General features: G+C 57.5%; 14 protein-coding genes. 9 read left to right on the top strand and 5 right to left on the bottom strand.

Annotated features, from left to right (window positions below; translation table 11 throughout):
• On the bottom strand, positions 1-986 hold a 986-nt coding region (locus tag DC3_RS24240; protein WP_146889592.1), incomplete at its 3' end, for an SLAC1 family transporter.
• A gap of 80 nt (positions 987-1066) precedes the next feature.
• On the opposite strand from DC3_RS24240, the gene DC3_RS24235 reads away from it, so the two are divergent.
• From DC3_RS24235 to DC3_RS24215, 5 genes are all read left to right on the top strand, one after another.
• Complete coding sequence (locus DC3_RS24235) at positions 1067-1972, top strand: LysR substrate-binding domain-containing protein (RefSeq protein ID WP_146889589.1); 906 nt, start codon at positions 1067-1069, stop codon at positions 1970-1972.
• A 384-nt stretch (positions 1973-2356) separates the two neighbouring features.
• Positions 2357-3412, top strand: coding sequence for an EAL domain-containing protein (locus DC3_RS24230; RefSeq protein WP_246130800.1), 1056 nt, complete (start codon positions 2357-2359; stop codon positions 3410-3412).
• Between the two features lie 308 nt (positions 3413-3720).
• Entirely contained in the window at positions 3721-6546 is a 2826-nt protein-coding gene (locus DC3_RS24225; protein WP_146889586.1) for a hypothetical protein, read from the top strand.
• 178 nt (positions 6547-6724) lie between these two features.
• Positions 6725-9052: a type I DNA topoisomerase gene (gene topA, locus DC3_RS24220; RefSeq protein ID WP_186816231.1), complete on the top strand. Its 2328-nt coding sequence runs from the start codon at positions 6725-6727 to the stop codon at positions 9050-9052.
• Between the two features lie 3 nt (positions 9053-9055).
• Positions 9056-9532, top strand: a complete 477-nt coding sequence (locus DC3_RS24215) for a hypothetical protein (RefSeq protein WP_146889580.1) — start codon at positions 9056-9058, stop codon at positions 9530-9532.
• 4 nt (positions 9533-9536) lie between these two features.
• On the opposite strand, the gene DC3_RS24210 is transcribed toward DC3_RS24215, so the two are convergent.
• A complete protein-coding gene (locus tag DC3_RS24210) occupies positions 9537-9941 on the bottom strand; it encodes a VOC family protein (RefSeq protein WP_146889577.1) in 405 nt (134 codons plus the stop codon).
• 142 nt (positions 9942-10083) lie between these two features.
• On the opposite strand from DC3_RS24210, the gene DC3_RS24205 reads away from it, so the two are divergent.
• The 3 genes from DC3_RS24205 to DC3_RS24195 all read left to right on the top strand — a co-directional run bounded on the left by DC3_RS24205 (position 10084) and on the right by DC3_RS24195 (position 13260).
• Positions 10084-10848 (top strand): TetR/AcrR family transcriptional regulator C-terminal domain-containing protein, encoded by a 765-nt coding sequence (locus tag DC3_RS24205; protein ID WP_146889574.1) that lies wholly within the window; start codon positions 10084-10086, stop codon positions 10846-10848.
• Between the two features lie 81 nt (positions 10849-10929).
• A complete protein-coding gene (locus tag DC3_RS24200) occupies positions 10930-11556 on the top strand; it encodes a DedA family protein (RefSeq protein ID WP_146889570.1) in 627 nt (208 codons plus the stop codon).
• A gap of 312 nt (positions 11557-11868) precedes the next feature.
• Entirely contained in the window at positions 11869-13260 is a 1392-nt protein-coding gene (locus tag DC3_RS24195; RefSeq protein ID WP_146889567.1) for a S8 family peptidase, read from the top strand.
• Positions 13261-13304: 44 nt separating this feature from the next.
• Here the strand turns inward: DC3_RS24195 and DC3_RS24190 are convergent, their stop codons facing one another.
• The 3 genes from DC3_RS24190 to DC3_RS24180 all read right to left on the bottom strand — a co-directional run bounded on the left by DC3_RS24190 (position 13305) and on the right by DC3_RS24180 (position 16650).
• The gene (locus DC3_RS24190; protein ID WP_146889564.1) at positions 13305-15557 is read right to left on the bottom strand and encodes a diguanylate cyclase domain-containing protein; all 2253 of its coding nucleotides are present in this window, start codon (positions 15555-15557) and stop codon (positions 13305-13307) included.
• A gap of 96 nt (positions 15558-15653) precedes the next feature.
• Positions 15654-16229 (bottom strand): DUF4865 family protein, encoded by a 576-nt coding sequence (locus DC3_RS24185; protein WP_146889561.1) that lies wholly within the window; start codon positions 16227-16229, stop codon positions 15654-15656.
• Complete coding sequence (locus DC3_RS24180) at positions 16210-16650, bottom strand: tautomerase family protein (protein ID WP_146889558.1); 441 nt, start codon at positions 16648-16650, stop codon at positions 16210-16212. The genes DC3_RS24185 and DC3_RS24180 overlap by 20 nt, the downstream gene beginning before the upstream one ends.
• A 90-nt stretch (positions 16651-16740) precedes the next feature.
• Between DC3_RS24180 and DC3_RS24175 the strand changes: the two genes are divergently transcribed.
• Complete coding sequence (locus DC3_RS24175; RefSeq protein ID WP_146889555.1) at positions 16741-17667, top strand: LysR substrate-binding domain-containing protein; 927 nt, start codon at positions 16741-16743, stop codon at positions 17665-17667.
• Positions 17668-17676 lie beyond the last annotated feature (9 nt).

Below are 17676 nucleotides of genomic sequence, written 5' to 3'. Positions count from 1 at the left end.
AGAGAGAAACCCTTCAGGTGTGTGGCTTCCTCAAGAGAGAACGCTGTTGCAACAAAAACCCCAAGTGGGAACGTCAGTCCCCACCACCCCAGATTGAAGGGCAAACCCTGCTTCAGGGTTCTCAGGGTGAGGGCGACCGCCAGCAACAACCACCATAACGCCGTTCCCCACAGGGTGATCCCTCCCAGCATCCCGACGCCTTGAAAGACCGGAGCAAACTCGATCAGGGACAGATTTTTCAGGACGCCGGGGGCCACTTCTCCCATTTGCAACAGCCCCTGGGCTCCAGTTGCCAGAGGTCCCACAGGCAGGAACATGCTGATGGTGCGTTCCCGGGAAGGCAGGTGGTGCTGGGTCAGGCGCAGCAGCAACACAGTCAGGACCATGAAGGCCAGAGGCACAGAGCAGGCCCACAGCAGGTATCCAGCCACGAAGAGGCCCCCTGCAAGTGCCTCATGCACATGGGGAATCAACTGGGCAGCACTGACCCCTGCCACTTCTGCTGGAACGATGGGGACAAGCCACAGGGCTGTCATCTGGGAGAGGGGCTGTTCCTGCCTGCTGAACATCAGATAAGGAAGAAGAAGTCCAGACAGCAGGGAAAGGGCCACATCCACCCCCCACAGCACGGTGGCCCAGTGGATTGCTGCCATGCCCCACATCTGAAATCCATAAGTGAGCAGTCCATTCACGATGGTGGCAAGGGCCATCGGGTATGTGCCCACAAAGAGGCTCTGCACGGGATGCCGGAGCATGTTCTGGAAGCTTGCAGGCTCCAGCACCATTTGCAGCATCCACAAGGCAGTCAGAACCAGAAACAGCAGGCCATTGAAGACCCAGAGCACCTGGCCCAGTTGCTGCCCACCAGGAAGATGAGGAAGCAACAAAGACAGCATGCCGGTTCCCATGCAGATCGCAAAAACATCTGGAGTGAATCGCTGCAGGGCAGAAATCAGATGTGGAAAGTGGGGCAGGCGAGCAATCATTCCAGCAGGGTACGGGAAATCAGATATCAACTCAAATCGCAAATCTTTATACAGTTATCAAAAAAATGTATATCTAGAGGATGAACCTCAACCCTGATCAGCTGATCACCTTCTTAAAAGTCGCTGAACTCGGCAACCTGAGCCTGGCAGCCAGCCAGTTGAATCTCACCCAGCCTGCGGTGTCCAGCCAGTTGAAACTGCTCACGGAACGGGTGGGAGAGCCCCTGTTTCGCAGACACCGTTACGGCGTCTCCCTGACCCCTGCAGGGGAACACCTGCTTCCCCATGCCCACCAGGTCCAGCGTGCTCTGGATGGGGTGTCCCGTTATCTGGAGGAGGTGCGCCAACTGGAATACGGTACCCTGCAGGTGGCGGCCAGCCTGACCATTGCAGCAACCATTCTTCCGGTGGTGCTGTCCAGATACCACACCATGTACCCGCAAGTGCGCTTTCAGGTGACGCAGGGCAACACCCGTCAGGTGCTGGACCTGCTGTTGCGATCTGGCTGTGAACTCGCCCTGATGGAAGGTCACCTGCCGGAATTGCCCACAGACCTGCACGCCTCTGTGTTCCAGCAGGACCGTCTGGTGCTGGTGGCCTCTGCCCAGCACCCTCTTGCCAGAAAGCCTGAGGTTCAGAAAGCAGACCTGCAGGGCCTTCCGGTGATCTGGCGTGAGGTGGGGTCAGGAACCCGTGAGGCGGCCCGTTCCGCACTGTTGCAAGCAGGCATCGAGGTGAAAGATGTGCTCGAACTTGCTGGCACGGAAGCCGTCAAGGAAGCGGTCATGCAGGGCCTTGGTGCAGCCTTTTTGTCAGAGTGGACGGTGCAAAGGGAGGTGCAATCCGGGCATCTGGTCCAGCTTCCCCTGTCCCTTCCAGGACTGACCCGGGACCTCCGTGTGGTGGGCACCGCACCAGAGTTGCTGTCCCGTGCGGCCAGAACCTTCCTGGAGTTGTTGCAGCAGACCAGTCAGGCAAATCAATAAAGCACCCACCGGAAACGATGGGTGCCATATGGGTTTGCAATGCAACACTGCCAGTGGGACACAGAAAAAAGCTCTGGGTGCCGGGTGAGTGCTTTGACCAATGGGAGGTGGTGGGGGAAACCGATCAGTTAAACATGGGTTGCAATGGGTGTGGATGGGTGGTGCTTCAGTGGGGTGCTGCCTTGAAAATGAAGAACCGTTGAACTGACTCATCAAGCGTTCATGACAGAATCTTAACAGGTTCACCTGAAATGTGTCTGAATGCTCTAGGGGAATTTCAAAGATGAAGGTCCATGGGATTCAGGCCCCAAATGACACAAATGGTACGGATTGCAGGGTTCTGTCAGGTTGTAATGGATACACTCTGTTCCTGAGGCCACAAACATGCTGAATGACTGCCAGTGTACCGAAGTGACGCCCACACCCCGACCTGATCGTCTGGTGTTCTATTCCCCTTCAAGGCATGTGATGCACAGCCTGCTGCGCCAGTTTCAGCGCCTGTCCCTGACGGCTGAAAACCCCAATGGGCACCTGGTGGTGGGCGTGTCAGACCTGCAGAAACTGGAAGGCCTGCACCAGAACCTGACCCTGACCGAGCAGGGAGACCTGCGGGTGGCCCCACAATATGGAGACCAGATGAACATCTGGGAGGCAGCCAGTCTGGGCATCTGGATCACCCGCCTGAAAACCGGATGGTTCCAGGGTGCCATGGAGCACCTGCTGTTTCATGCCCAGCCCATTGTCCGTCTGAATGGAGGCGAACTGGCCGGATACGAAGCCCTGGTGCGCAGTGCTCCGCCAGAGGCGTTTTATGGTGCGGGTCCACTTCTGGAAGCTGCACTGGCCCACGGGCAGATCCGGGCTTTCGACGCCAGGGCACGCACTGCAGCCATTGAACAGGTCTATCCGCACCTGCCCGAATCGGCCTCTCTGTTCATCAATTTTCTGCCCAGCGTGGTGTATGATCCTGCCGTCTGTTTAAACAGCACCTTTCAGGCGTGCCAGCGCACAGGCGCAGACCTGGGGCGTCTGGTTTTCGAGGTGGTGGAGTCTGAGCACTTCCCGGACCTCACCCTGCTGAAATCCATTCTGGACCGTTACCGTGCAGAAGGGGCAAGAGTGGCCCTGGATGACCTGGGTGGCGGGTACACCAGCCTGTCGTATCTGGAGGTTCTGAAGCCCGACATTGTGAAACTGGACCGCACCCTGATCCGGGAAATCACCCCGGATGATCCACGGGTGCAACTGGTGTCTGCACTGATCCGCTACGCCCATGACCTGGGGGTCGAGGTGATTGCAGAAGGCATTGAGACCCTGCAGGAATTGCAACTGGCCTCAGAACTGGGTGCGGATTACGTGCAGGGGTATTTTCTGGGCAAACCTGCTCCACAATTGCAAAGCATCACTGTCCAGGCCCAGGCATTTTTTACGGGCACCTGAACCCTGCGTTTTTGATTTTGCGTTTTTAAGGGCTGAAGGACCCTGCAAATCCTTCGGCCCTTTTTTGAGTTGCAGGTGCAGGATCATCTGTGGTTTTTCACGACTGACATCACTCAGGCTGCGTGTGATGCAGGGGCTGTGGTGTTGTTTAAAAGCAAAACAGGTAGAATTGACATGGAGGTTCTTATTGTAAGGGTTTTGTTGTCAGGAGTTTCTTGGTCCCATGCCATTGTTCTTTGAGGTATCAAATGTATCATCTGAAAAAAACACTTGGGTTGCTTTCCGTTGCTCTTCTCGCATCATGTGGAATGTTGCAGGCCCCTGTTTCATCCACCAGTCCAGATCCCGCTCCTGATTTTGAAGAGCTGGGAGTGCCTCCTTCCTGCAGTGCATACACGTCAACGGGATCAGGATGGTCCCAGAACTTTTACGTCAACGACGGGGCTGCACCCTACAACTATCACAGTTTTACCCTTGCCCTGCCCCAGAGCACAGACCTTCACCTCGAGCCTTACTCGGCCAACAGTGCCGGTTCCAAAACGGTGGCTGCCCCGCTGTATTACAGCTACTTCTACCGTCCAACCCTGACCCTTTCGGGAATGCCTGAAGATGGCGGAGCTGCCACAGCAGTGTATGTCAATGCCACGGCTTTTCAGGGGCTGGTCTACCGCAATGACCTGAAAACCTGGGAATTGCGGGTGCAGAATGAATCAAACAATTACCGCAGCATCACGGGTGGAGTGGCCAGTGGCACCATTGTTGCTGGAGCCTCGATGAAGGCGTTGTCGACCCGCCGGTTCAGTCCAGGTGAAATCGTCAAGCTGGAAGCCTATCTGAAGCGCAATGTCACCTACCGCGATGAAATGGTGCTGGCCAACTACCAGGGGCAGGGCAACCTGCCAAAGAAATGGTTCAAGGTGGCCATGCCCTACCAGGACCTTGTGGTGAAAGTGACTTCCCTGACGGACAGTGGCACCCCAGTGTACCTGAGTGTGCCCCTGCGGGGCTTCACAGATGCCCCAGACGTCGACCATCGGGTGCGTTTCCGTAACGAACTGTATTATGCAGCGCCTTATGATGCCACCAGTGGAACCACGCTGGCAGCAGGCAGCAGTGGATTCTACACCTGGCTGGATGGCCGCAAGGATCACCTGCTGAACCTGATGGTGATGGACCAGTTGATCGGGAAAGTGACCGTCGATGCAAACAACAACCCATCGCTTCCTGTGGAGGTCAGGCGCATGGCAGACTGGGGCATTGGCATGCCCTCAGGCAGCAATGCCCTGAACTGCGTCAGCAAGACGGCAAGCGTGTACCGCAGCCAGACCATGGTGGATCACATCATGCCTGCTGCAACCCAGGGTGTGGCGAGTCTGAAAACCGCCAAACTTTCTGGTCCTGTGCTCAACCAGGTGAAGGTTCGCACCATCACCAGTCGGGACTCCCTGGTGCCTCCAGTCAAAACCGCAGCCACCCTGGTGTTGAAGAACACCGGGTCACAGCCTCTCACCTACGACTGGGACCGCATGAGTGACCTGAGTGTCAGCAATGGAGGCCTCTCACAGGTGGTGCCTCCAGGAGGTTCCCACACCCTGACCCTCACGGCAGACTGCCCTCTGGACCCCCTCACAGGCCGCCCGGTGGTGGGGGTGTTCTTCCAGAAATTCCGTGTGGTGACCAATGATCCTGGCATCTCGGGCCGCCCTGAGACGGCCGTGGAATTCAACTGCGGAACCACCACCCTGTATGGCTGGTCTGATGCCACCCGCACCTTTGTCAATGTGGATTACCCCGCCAGCACCGTTGCCAGTGGGGCTTCCCCATCCGCCAACCCCCTGGCAGACTTCAAGGCAAAACTGACCCCGGATCTGGTGTACAGCAACGTGCGGGAAGTGAACCCCCCTGCTGCACGCAACCACTGCCAGAGTTCCATCACCCGGGCCAACGACGCCACCCGCTGTTACTGGGCAGATGTTGAACCCAACCCCATTTACACCGAACCCAACCGTCTGGCTGTTTCCTGTGCAGAGCGGCTGATCACGGCCACACAAATCTGGCAGATCGATTTTGGAGGTCCCGGGTATCCTGCCGCTTCTGCACTTTATGGCGACAGCCAGAAAGCCTCCGAGTACACCACCGGGGTGTGCAACACCAGCAACCTGGTGATCACCGGAGACGCCGTTCCCAGCGGGTCCTTTCTGTACACCGTGAAGCACGTGCAGGGGAACACCACCTACACTGCGAGCACCAGCGGAATTGAGCCCAATCCCTTTTCTTTCAATTTCAAAGCAGCCAATTGTGCCACCGCTTTGCAAATGGGGGCTACAATCTGGTCTATCGATGTGGGCGGTCCCGGGTATCCTGCAGCATCAGAGCTGTATGGAGACAGCATCAAGGCTGAAAGATTCTCCACAGGTCCATGCAACAACCCGGATCTGACCATCACCGGAAATGCCGTGACCAGTGGAACCTACACCTACACCGTGAAACATCGGCTTGGAAGCACCACCTATACCTTGACTGAAGAGGGAATCAGTCCCCGTCCACGGGCCATCACCCCAGATGAAATTGCCTACAGTTGTGTTCAGAGACTTAACCAGGCGATCAGGACCTGGGAAGTGGATTACGGCTTCAACGAGGGTTATCCAGCAGTTTCTTACTTTTATGCCGATGGCAACACATCCTGGATGTATCAGGCAAGAGCCTGCCAGAATTCCACTCTGGTGCTGGGTGGTGCTGCTGTTCCTGCCCACACCTCTTACCAGTACACTGTGAAGCATGTGCAGGGAGCGACCACTTTTAACCTGTCTCAAACGGGAATATACCCTCCTGCTCCGTTTGCACAGTCTTGGCATTATGATCACCCGTCCAGCAATTGTGCGTGGAACCTGAAGAATGCTGCAGAACTGTGGAAACTGGAGCACCCCACCACCAGCGGTTACCCCACGGTTCAGACGTTCTACGGAGACCGGGCACGCAATGAGAAATACGGAACCTATGACTGCGAGTATCCGGGCCTGAAGATCGCGGGTGCAGCGGTCACCAGCGGGTCTTTCCAGTACACCGTTTCCCATCAGCTGGGGTCCAAGGTTTACACCGTGAGGGAGAGCGGCGTCACTTCTTCCCCTCTTTGATCTGTTGACACTTGTGCCCTCACTTTCGGGTGAGGGCTTTTTTGTTGCCTGAGTGTCCGTCTGGAATCCAGAATCCTTCAACGGTATTATGCTATTAACAAAACAATGGCAAGTAGATCTGTATATAGTACAATTGAGCCATCAGGTGTGCCCTGCAGCACCCAGGAAGGACCCCGAAATGAAACTCGTGATTGTGGAGTCTCCCGGAAAAATCAAGAAGATCGGCAGTTACCTGGGAAACGGCTATGTGGTCGCGGCCAGTTTTGGACATGTGCGGGACCTGCCTGCCAAAAAAGACGACCTGCCCGAAAAATACCGCACAGAGGCCTGGGCCAATCTGGGCATTGACGTGCATAACAAATTCCGGCCTTACTACGTGCGAAGCAGCAGCAAATCGGCCCAGATCCAGAAACTGCTGGAGCTTTCCAGAAAAGCCACGGAAATTTTACTCGCCACCGACGCGGACCGGGAAGGGGAGGCCATCTCCTGGCACCTCCTGCAGATCCTCAAACCCACCGTGCCCGTGCACCGCATGGTTTTTTATGAGATCACCCAGAGCGCCATCCAGCAGGCCCTGCAGAACCTCAGACCGTTGGACCTCAGTCTGGTGGCTGCACAGGAAAGCCGCCGCTGTGTGGACCGCCTGTATGGTTACGAGATCAGTCCCCTCCTGTGGAAAATGGGGCCCCGGCTGAGCGCGGGTCGGGTGCAGAGCGTGGCCCTGCGCATGGTGGTCGAGCGGGAACTGGAACGCATCCAGTTTGTACCCACGGCCTTCATCTCGCTGGATGCCCTCACCGAGCACGGTTTCACAGCCCGTCTGACCCACCACCACAACCAGAGGGTGGCCACGGGCAAGGACTTTGACAGCAAAGGCAAACTGAAAGAAGGGGCCTACCCCCTCAGCAAGGAAGAGGCCGATGCGGTGGCGGCGCAGCTCAAAAAGCATCCCCTCCTCTTGCAGAAAGACGAGGAGAAGCCTTTCACCCAGAAACCCCCAGCACCCTTCATCACCTCCAGCATGCAGCAGGAGGCGTCCCGCAAACTGGGCTTCTCGGTGAAAAAGAGCATGGATGTGGCCCAGAAGCTCTATGAGGCGGGTTACATCACCTACATGCGCACGGATTCCCCCTCCCTTTCAGATGAGGGCACCCAGGGGGCACGGGCTGCCGTGGCCCAGCATTACGATCCCAGGCTGCTTCCAGCAAACCCAAGGGTGTACGCCAGCAAGAACCAGAATGCGCAGGAGGCCCACGAGGCCATCCGGCCCTCTGGCAAGGTCTTCAAGACTTTGCAACAGGCGAAAAAAGACCTCTCTGACGATGAATACCGCCTTTACGAACTGATCTACAAGCGTACCCTGGCCAGTCAGGCCATCGATGCGCAGGGAAGGCAGCGCGTCCTCACCCTCAACCTCGAAGACCACCTGTTCACGGCAAGCGGCAAAACCTACGATGAACTGGGGTTTCGCACCCTGTATGTGGAAGGTAAAGACGAGCAGGAGGAGGAAGGGGAAAAACTTCCTCCCATGCAGATCGGGGATGCGGTCAAGGTCAAGAAGACCACTGTAAAAAACAACAAAACCCAGCCGCCTGCCCGTTACACCGAACCCCGACTGGTGCAGACGCTGGAGAAGGCCGGGATTGGCCGGCCCTCCACCTACGCAGCGATCCTCACCAACATTGAGTCCAGAGGGTACATCCAGCGCACCAAAAACACCCTGCATGCCACCTGGCTCGGGGTGGCGGTGGTCAAATTCCTGACCGAGAAATTCCCGCGTTTTCTGGACTACGCCTTTACCGCAGAAATGGAAAAGCAACTGGATGACATTGCAGAGGGGAAACGCACCCGTCTGGACTACCTGAACCAGTTCTATTTTGAGGCGGGCGGGCTTGCTGTTGAACTGGAAACCTACCGCAGGCAGCCTCCAGCAGACATCGACTTCACCCCTGAAATCCTGAAGGAAGCCGGTCTGCGGGTGCGCATTCAGGAAGGCATTCCCCTGCTCAGCGGGTCCGGGAAAGCTGTGAAAATTCCTGACACCCTCAAACCCGACGACCTGACCCCCGAGAAAGCGCTGGAACTGCTGGGATCGGGGGAGACCGTGACGATTGCAGCTCCAGCAGCCACCTCCCAGAGACGGGTGCTGGGCACCCATGAAGGGCAGGAGGTTTCACTCGGGGTGGGAAAGTATGGTCCCTACCTGAAAGTCGGAGAGGAATTCCGCAAGCTGAAAGTGCACTCCAGTGCAGTCCCACACCTGACCCTCGAAAAAGCCCTGCAACTTGCAGAAGCCGCTTCCAGCGAAAATGCCGTGCTGAAAGAACTGAAAAGTGGACGGGGAAAGATTCAGGTCAGGCGCAATGAAAGGGGCATGTACCTTGCCAGTGGCAGGCACTTTGCACCCCTGCCCGAAGGCACATCGCTGGACGCACTCACTTACCAGCAGGCCAGTGACCTGATCAAGCAGCACCAGGAGGGCCGCAAAAAACGTCCCCGAGGATAACACATGCCAGAGAAACCAGAACAGACCCCCCCTGACATCCCTGCTGAACTCCAGCACCAGCTGCAGGCCAGACGCCTGACCGAAAAGCAGGCCCAGGAGCTTGAGGTGCGCTACGGGAAGGTGTTCCGCTTTGTGCGCAGGTACATGCAGGAACAGGGGGTTCGCATGGAGCATCAGGTGGAGGGGGTGTTCACCGCGACGCGCTGTGTGCAGTGCAAACGGGCCGTGGTGTTCTTCGACACCTCCCGCTTCATTCCGCAGGCCTCACAGTTTCATCGTCTGCTCCGTCTGAGCCCCAACCAGGGCACCGGACCGAGGCACCGCTACATCAACACCTGCCCTTACTGTGGTCGCTGGCATGGCAAACGCATGATCGAAACGATCCATGACCAGAACCGCGAAAAGGAAGAGCAGACCTGTGTGATTTTCTCTGGAATGCAGTACCTCCTGTGGTTGCAGTCCCAGCCACAGGAGGAGTAGAGGATCAGGCCTGCTGTGGACTGGGTGGTTCGGTCACCCACTGAACCAGCTGATAGATGATGCCGTTGGGGTCCTGCGTCTGGAAGTACCGTTCTCCCCATTCTTCTGTTTCGATGGGGGTGACGATGGGTGCCCCTTCATTCTGGAGTCTGGTGTACTGGTCGTCGATGTCATCCACCACGAAAGCGACCAGAAGTCCCTGTCCTGCGCTGTCTGCATGGCTGGTGGGTTTGAAGCTGGAAAGGCCTGTCTGCAGGTAGATCAGGTGGAAATCCACATCCGGGCGGGCCAGGGAGACCATGAAATCAAAGTTCATTTCTGGCTGAAAGCCAAAGTGTTGCTGCACGAACCGGGCAGAAAGGGCAGGGTCGGGCACGTTCAGAGAAAGGGCAGAACGGGTGATCTTCATGGGTCCTCCTGAAAGGGGAGAGGGCGATGTGTTTGTTCTTTCTGGGGGCAGAACAAGACCGCTGCAGGTTTCTGGCAGAGCTCCACCACCAATCCGTACAACGTACCGTACACTGTACGTTAGATTTGTGCTAAAGTCAAGTATGGCCGAGGCACCGTCATCTTTCGATCCTGCACGCACCCTGGCCCTGTTGTGGGGGGCCCACCCTAAAACAGGCCGCTCGGGCCTGAATGTCAAAACCATCGTGGGTGCAGCCATTGCTGTGGCAGACCAGGAAGGCCTGAATGCCCTCTCCATGCGGCGCGTGGCCGAGCACCTCAAAGTGGGCACCATGTCCCTCTACACCCATGTGTCCGGCAAACCCGAACTGACCGAGCTCATGATCGACACCGTTTATGGTGAACTCTACGTTGATGCAGACGAACCTGCCAGGCAAACAGGAGGGTGGCGCAATGCCCTTGCCTTTGTGGCAATCAGAAACTGGGACCTGTACCACAAGCATCCCTGGTTGCTGGACCTCCCTGGAGCACGTCCGGTGCTGGGCCCCAACGCCACCCTCAAGTACGAGGCTGAACTCAGACCACTGGACGGAATTGGCCTCACGGATGTGGAAATGGACGCCGTGCTGACCCTGATCCTCACCCATGTGGAGGGCAGTGCCCGCATTGCAGTGAATCAGGCCCGTGCACATCAGGAGAGTGGCATGACCGACACCGAGTGGTGGACCCAGAGTGCGCCCCTGCTGGAAAAAGTCATGGATGCCAGACGTTTCCCCACTGCTTCGCGGGTGGGTCAGGCCGCAGGAGAAGCGTATGGGGCGGCGTTTGATCCCCAGCATGCCCTGCACTTTGGACTTCGGCGCATCATGGATGGGACAGATGCGCTGGTGGCTTCAAGGTCCAGATAGCTGAACCGGTCAATCCGAACCGACCACAGGCTGGAACAATCCCTACAGCGCAGCTTTTCATCGGGTGCTAGCATGCGCAGCATGTTTGAGTGGATTGAAAACCTGATGAACAGCATGGGCTATCTGGGCATTGTGCTCCTGATGTTTCTGGAAAACGTCTTTCCGCCCCTGCCCTCGGAACTGATCATGCCGATGGCGGGATTCGCTGCAGCCAGAGGGGACCTGACGTTCCTGGGCGTGGTGCTTGCAGGAACTGCAGGCTCTGTGCTGGGTGCCCTTCCCCTGTACTTCATTGGCCGTCTGGTGGGTGAAAAACGCCTGACCCGCTGGGCAGACAAACACGGGAAATGGCTCACCCTGTCTGGCGACGACATCAAGAAGGCCGATGACTGGTTTGACAAACACGGCAAGAAATCGGTCTTTCTGCTCCGTCTGGTCCCGGGCATCCGCTCTCTGATCTCCATTCCTGCCGGAATCAGCGAAATGCCCCTGATGCTGTTCATGCTCTTCACCGCACTGGGTACGGGTCTCTGGTCTCTGGTGCTGGCCTATGTGGGAAGCCTGCTGGGTGAAAACTACAAGGCTGTGGAAACCTACCTGAAGCCTGCCAGTTACGTGATCCTGGGCCTCATGGTGGTCTTCATTGTCCGGTGGGTGCTGAAGCGACGCAAAGAGCAGCAAAATGAGGGTTCCAAAGTCCGGCAGTAAAGGTTCAGGCACAGGAACAGGGTTTCAAAACCCTGTTCCTTTTTTGTCGTTTTTCAGAAAGAAAGAGGGAAAACCCCTACCCTGACAGCCTTCCAGCTGAAAGGTGTTGCTGGACAACAAAATGTCTATGCTGCTCTGGACCTAGAGCAATTTTTCATGATTCCGTCAGCTTCCTTTGTTAAATTTGATCAACTTCAAAAAAGCCACCCAGCACAGAAATCCTGCACCGGCAGGTTGGTTTCCCATTGCCAGGCCTTCATGCTGGAACCTGTTCCAGACAGTCGTTTCAGAAAAACCTTTCAGGAGTTGCTCATGTCCAGAAACCTCAAAGTCTCCCTTGCTGCCCTCACCCTCACTGCCCTCATGGCCGCCTGCAGCCAGCAGAACCCCACCTCACAGGTGACCGAACAGGTGCTGCCCCAGGCCCAGAGCACCCAGAATTACGTGCCCGACGAGGTGCTGGTGCAGTACAGTGGCACAACGGACACGCAGGAGCAGGCCATTGAGAAGAACCGTGGACTGTCCAGAAAAGAAACCGTGTCCAGCAAGAACGGCAAGCACCTCAAACTCCTGAAGATCAACAATGGCAAAGACGTGAAAGCCGTCATTCAGGAACTGAAATCCCAGCCCGGGGTGATGTTCGCCGAACCCAACTGGATTTACACCCATGAGGCCACCTCCAATGATCCCTACTTCACCGGAAACAATCTGTGGGGCATGTACGGAGATGGCAGCACTCCCGGCAACGCATTCGGCAGTCAGGCTGCAGAGGCCTGGGCTGCAGGACACACCGGATCAAAAAGCGTGTTCATCGGGGTGATTGACGAGGGCATCCAGGTCACCCACCCTGATCTTGCTGCCAACATCTGGACCAACCCTTTTGATCCTGTGGATGGTGTGGACAACGATGGCAACGGCTACGTCGACGACACCCACGGCTGGGATTTCGCCAACGGTGACCGGACGGTTTACGACGGCACCAAACGTGCAGGGACCGACGACCACGGCACCCATGTTGCCGGAACCATCGGCGGCATTGGCGGCAACGGACAGGGGGTCGCCGGGGTGAGCTGGAACGTCACCATGATCTCAGGGAAGTTCCTTGGGGGCAGAGGGGGCACCACCGCCAACGCCATCAAGGCCGTGGATTACTTCACCGACCTGAAAAAACGCCACGGGCTGAACATCGTTGCGACCAGCAACTCCTGGGGGGGCGGCGGGTTCTCACAGGGCCTCCTGGACGCCATCAACCGGGCAGGGGACGCAGGCATCCTCTTCATTGCCGCAGCAGGCAACGGAGGCAACGACCAGGTCGGAGACAACAACGACACCGTGACCAACTACCCCTCCAATTACGAGTGCACCAATGGAGGCTCCAGAGGGTGGGACTGCGTGATCGCTGTGGCCGCCATCAACAGCACGGGAGGCCTGGGAGGCTTCTCCAATTACGGTGCGAGAACCGTGGACATTGGGGCTCCCGGAGTGGCGATCAACTCTTCTGTGCCCACCAATTCCTACGCCTCCTACAGCGGCACCTCCATGGCAACCCCACACGTCTCTGGCGCTGCTGCACTCTATGCCAGCACCCACGCTGGAGCCACGGCACGGCAGATCAAGGACGCCATTCTGTCCTCGGCTGTGCCCACCCCCTCTCTGGCCGGGAAGACCGTCACCGGTGGTCGCCTGAACGTCAGCGGATTCTGAGCCCACAACTTTCAGAAGCAGGCAGAGGTCCTCTGCCTGCTTTTTCAGTTCATGATTTCCTGGGTTTCGCTGGACCTGTGCACCACCCTGTTGCGCCCCAGGTGCTTGGCTTCGTAAAGGGCCAGGTCTGCCTGCTGGATGAGCAGGTTGGGTGAGGTGCCGTGCTCAGGAATGAGGTTTGCAAGCCCCATGCTGACCGTGATCTGTGAAGACACCTCAGAAGCCGCATGGGGCAGGGCAAGTGCATTCAGCTCCTGTTGCAGGCGTTCAGCAACGCGCATGCCTCCTGCGAGATCGGTCTCTGGAAGGATCAGGGCGAACTCCTCACCACCATAACGGGCGGCCATGTCCTCCCGGTTGCGGGCACACCGCTCAATTGCCTTTGCCACCTGCTTCAGGCAACTGTCCCCCTGCAGGTGACCATACAGGTCGTTGTATTTCTTGAAGAAGTCCACATCGCACAGGATCAGGGACAGGGGCTGACTGGAGTCCAGGTGACTTTTCCACATGCGCTTCAGGTGGTCATTGAAGGCTGTGCGGTTGAAGATGCCTGTGAGGCCATCAAGCAGCACACTGCGTTGCAACTCCTGGTTGGCGACCCTCAGGGCTTTTTCGGCACGGGTGCGTTCCTTCACCTCCTGCTGCAATTCATGGGTGCGTTCCTTCACCTGCTGTTCCAGGCTCTCGGTGTAACGGCTCTGGGCCTGCACCTTCACCACCTGACTGAGGGCACGGCTGATCAGGTAACGGGGCATGTCCCCATCCAGATTGAATTTGGTGTGTTTCCCGGTCAGCAAGAGGCCGTAGTGCTCATCGTTGATGAAAAGGGGCATGGCGAACCAGGTGTCCTGATGCAAAGTGTCCTGCATGCTGTCCGGGACCAGCTGTCGGGTGGGGAAGGAGGAGGGTTCTGTAGGATGCGCTTCTGAGCACAGGGCCACATGGGCGGTGGCTGAAGGCTCAGGACCGAAGGTGTCATACAGCACCAGCACGTAACGTTCCACCTCCAGCCAGTCCAGATAGCGTTTCAGGCCCCCGAGCAGTGAAGGCAGATCCTGATAGGAGAGCAGTTCCGCATCAAGCCGCATCTGGTGGATCATGGTCATGGTGTAACTGAAATACGACCTCGACTGGGCCACCTTCTGGATCTCGTACAGCAGCCTGTGTCCTTCCAGCAGGGTGCGGGTCAGTTCTGGCCACAGGGCAGGGGAGAGGTTCTGCTGGGCCTGCAACTGCAGTTCCATCAGTTGCTGCTGCAAGGGGTCCAGTGGATCACCCAGGTTCACGGTTTCCAGCAGCAATTCATACCAGTGGGCTGTAAACCCGCCTTTGCATTCAGGCTGGCGCACCGTGTCCAGCAGGCTCTGGTACAGCCGATTCTCCCGGGTCAGGGGGAGGGTGGACATGTCTTCCAGACCAGGCAGGGTGCCGCAGGACTGCCGGACCACCAGCTGACTGCCCAGAAACACCTCTTCACGCCCCTGCCCTTCCAGCAGAAGGTTCACCGCCTCCACCCCCAGCTCCTGCAAAGGCTGGCGAATGGTGGTGAGGGGAGGAATGCGCACCTGCGCTTCTGCAATGTCATCAAAGCCGACCACGGCAACCTGGGTGGGCACCCGCAGTCCGTGGTCCTGCAAAGCCTGCATCACCCCGAACGCCATCTCGTCGTTGGCACAGACCACCACCTCAAAGTCCCGGCGCTGCAACAGAAATTCACGCATGGCGGTGTACGCACGGGCACTGTGGAAATCTCCGGTGAGAAAGTGCTCTTCCAGGATGTCCAGACTGTGCCGTTTCAGGGCGGCCCGGAAGACCTGCTCCCGCACCTGTGCATCGTGGTGCTGGGCAATGCCCCGCATGAACACAAACCGTCGGAAATGGCGTGTGACAATCAGGTGTTCCATCAGGTCCTGCATCCCCAGGGTGTTGTCGACCAGCACGGTGGGGATGCCAGGAAGCTTCCGGCCAATGCCCACGATGGGAAGTGGATGGTACGGTTCCAGAAAATCCAGGAACTCTGCATCAGACAGGTGGGTCCCGATGGCTGGAGTGAGGACGATCATGCCAGCGTGCCGGGAGGGATCAATCAGGCGGTACAGGTCGTTGGCCTTGCGGTAAGCAGAATTCTGGTTCACATCATGCACGGCATGTCCCACATAGGTGACCCAGGGGACACCTCTTCGGGCGAGTTCTTTTCTGATCCCACTGAAAATGCTGCCCTGGTATCCACCAATGTACGTGCCCATTTCTGCACCCAGGTAATCCAGCAGAATGGCGATGCTTTGATGGGGTTCCATGTGGCCTCCAGACAGAGAGAAAACGGCAGACAGAGGGTCAGAGTGAACTGTCTCCTTTATATGTTCTGGGACCTTACAAATTCCTCAAACCCCCCTTCACCTGCCAGCGTTCAGGAGACCCCACTCAGGTCTGGACAGGTGAAGCACCTCAAACCGTGCCGCCTGCACGGCTTCGGGTTTTCCTGCCCACAGCAGGAACTCAACCCTTTCCCAGCGGTGCGGATCAAGACCGAGCACACCCCCATGCAGATGGGCATGGCGGGACAGAGATTCCAGGCGTTTTGAAGCCTCCTGTTGTTCCTGCATGAGGTCTGCATCAGAGGCCAGGACAGTCCTGTGCAGTGTGGCCCACCGGGGTGTTTGAGAAGCCGGTCCTGCACAGAACTGCAGGCCCATCCAGCGTTCCACTGCAGGCCGACCAAAGTCCCGGGACAGGCCAGCAAATCCGGGACCGAGCAGAAAATTCTGCATCGCCTGCCCGGAAGTCCACAGGTAAAAAGGAGAATAACTGTTGACCGTCGACCCTGCAACTCCGGCTTCCCGCATCAGGTAGGCCTTGAAGCCCAGTCCTGGGAGCCTGTCCAGTGCATGCCCCCGGGTGCGGACCCGTTCACGGATGGCAGTCATGTCGAAATCCTCAGGCAACCGGATGTCATAGTGCATCAGGTGCATGTTGTGCCTCCCTTTCCATCAAACTGTTTCCTGGATGTGTCCTGAGCATCTGGGCTTCACCACATCCAAAAGACCAGTCTTCGGCGGTGTTGTGCAGCACCACCACCATGATGTCCTCTGGCCTGATGTGCAGTTTTTCTGAAAGCCTTGAGGCCAGGGTCTGGTACAGGCGTGTTTTGGTGAGGGTGCTCCTGGAGCGTCCAGCGGTGATCTCGACCAGCAGAAAGTTCGGGCTGCGCCGGATGCCCAGGTAGTCCGGGCTGAAAAAAAGCAGGCCCGTGGGAACCTCGTGGATCACCTGAAAACGGTCGTCTGGGGGCACCTCAAAAGCATCCACCAGTGTCTGGTGCACGGTGTCTGCGAGGGTCTGCAGAAACAATGGACTCTTTCCCTGATGCAAGGAAAGGCGAACAAAGGGCATGGCTGTCACCTCCTGTGGAAGAAGTGTAGTCCTGCCCAACCCTTCTGTCCATTAGAACTTTTTGAAGCAACACTTTGATAAAATCGAAGCATGCCACGCAAGCATGTGAACCTGGATCTGGACGTGCTGAGAACCTTCGTGACCGGGGTGGACCTGGGCAGTTACGGCAAGGCTGCAGAGCACCTCTCCCGGTCCCCCTCTGCCATCAGCAGCCAGCTCAGAAAACTGGAACAACAAACTGGGACGGTCATTTTTCAGAAGTCTGGCCGGGGCCTGTCCCTCACCGAAGCAGGAGAGGTTCTGCTGGTGCAGGCCCGCAGGTTGCTGGACCTCAACGATGAGACCGTCACCAGACTGCGCGGCCTGAACCTTGATGGTCAGGTGCGACTGGGTATGCAGGAGGATTTCGCAGAGGGGATCTTGCCTGAAGTGCTGGGTCGCTTTGTACGCAGCCACCCGAAAATCCGCATTGAGGTGCGGGTGGCCCGCAACCGGGTTCTCCGGGAAGCTGTGGATGCTGGACAGCTGGACCTCGCCCTGCTGTGGGACGATGGAAGTGCCCCACAGCACATGTGTAGACTTGCCGAAATGCCCATGGTCTGGATTGGGCCTGCGCACAACAGATCGCTGGCCTTTCAACCCGCTGACCCGCTGCCCCTGGCAGCCTTTGAAGCCCCCTGCCTTTTTCGCACGGAAGGAACAACCCATCTGGACGCTGCAAAGGTGCCCTGGAGAGTGGCTTTCACCAGCCCGAGCCTTTCAGGACTTTATGCTGCGGTGTCTGCTGGCCTGGGGGTCACCATCCGCACCCCTCTGGGCCTTCCTTCCACCGTGCAGGTGATGCAAGATGGAACACTCCCTGAGCTCCGCACGGTTCCACTGGCCCTGTATCAGGTGGACCCGAATCCCAGTGCAGCCATCACCCTCTTGAAGGAGATCGTGCAGCAGGTCATTGCAGATGCTGTTTTGAACAGCCCAGGGACTCCCAGATGTTCACAGGCATCTGGAAAGGATTGAACCAAATGC

The organism is Deinococcus cellulosilyticus NBRC 106333 = KACC 11606 (genome assembly GCF_007990775.1).
Classification (GTDB): domain Bacteria; phylum Deinococcota; class Deinococci; order Deinococcales; family Deinococcaceae; genus Deinococcus_C; species Deinococcus_C cellulosilyticus.
Note: the sequence above shows the minus strand (reverse complement) of the source record. Positions and strands in the feature narration are given on the sequence as shown.

Coding starts and splice junctions, on each gene's coding strand:
- DC3_RS24235 (WP_146889589.1), top strand. CDS start 1,067: ATGAACCTCAACCCTGATCAGCTGATCACCTTCTTAAAAGTCGCTGAA.
- DC3_RS24230 (WP_246130800.1), top strand. CDS start 2,357: ATGCTGAATGACTGCCAGTGTACCGAAGTGACGCCCACACCCCGACCT.
- DC3_RS24225 (WP_146889586.1), top strand. CDS start 3,721: ATGTTGCAGGCCCCTGTTTCATCCACCAGTCCAGATCCCGCTCCTGAT.
- topA (WP_186816231.1), top strand. CDS start 6,725: ATGAAACTCGTGATTGTGGAGTCTCCCGGAAAAATCAAGAAGATCGGC.
- DC3_RS24215 (WP_146889580.1), top strand. CDS start 9,056: ATGCCAGAGAAACCAGAACAGACCCCCCCTGACATCCCTGCTGAACTC.
- DC3_RS24210 (WP_146889577.1), bottom strand. CDS start 9,941: ATGAAGATCACCCGTTCTGCCCTTTCTCTGAACGTGCCCGACCCTGCC.
- DC3_RS24205 (WP_146889574.1), top strand. CDS start 10,084: ATGGCCGAGGCACCGTCATCTTTCGATCCTGCACGCACCCTGGCCCTG.
- DC3_RS24200 (WP_146889570.1), top strand. CDS start 10,930: ATGTTTGAGTGGATTGAAAACCTGATGAACAGCATGGGCTATCTGGGC.
- DC3_RS24195 (WP_146889567.1), top strand. CDS start 11,869: ATGTCCAGAAACCTCAAAGTCTCCCTTGCTGCCCTCACCCTCACTGCC.
- DC3_RS24190 (WP_146889564.1), bottom strand. CDS start 15,557: ATGGAACCCCATCAAAGCATCGCCATTCTGCTGGATTACCTGGGTGCA.
- DC3_RS24185 (WP_146889561.1), bottom strand. CDS start 16,229: ATGCACCTGATGCACTATGACATCCGGTTGCCTGAGGATTTCGACATG.
- DC3_RS24180 (WP_146889558.1), bottom strand. CDS start 16,650: ATGCCCTTTGTTCGCCTTTCCTTGCATCAGGGAAAGAGTCCATTGTTT.
- DC3_RS24175 (WP_146889555.1), top strand. CDS start 16,741: ATGCCACGCAAGCATGTGAACCTGGATCTGGACGTGCTGAGAACCTTC.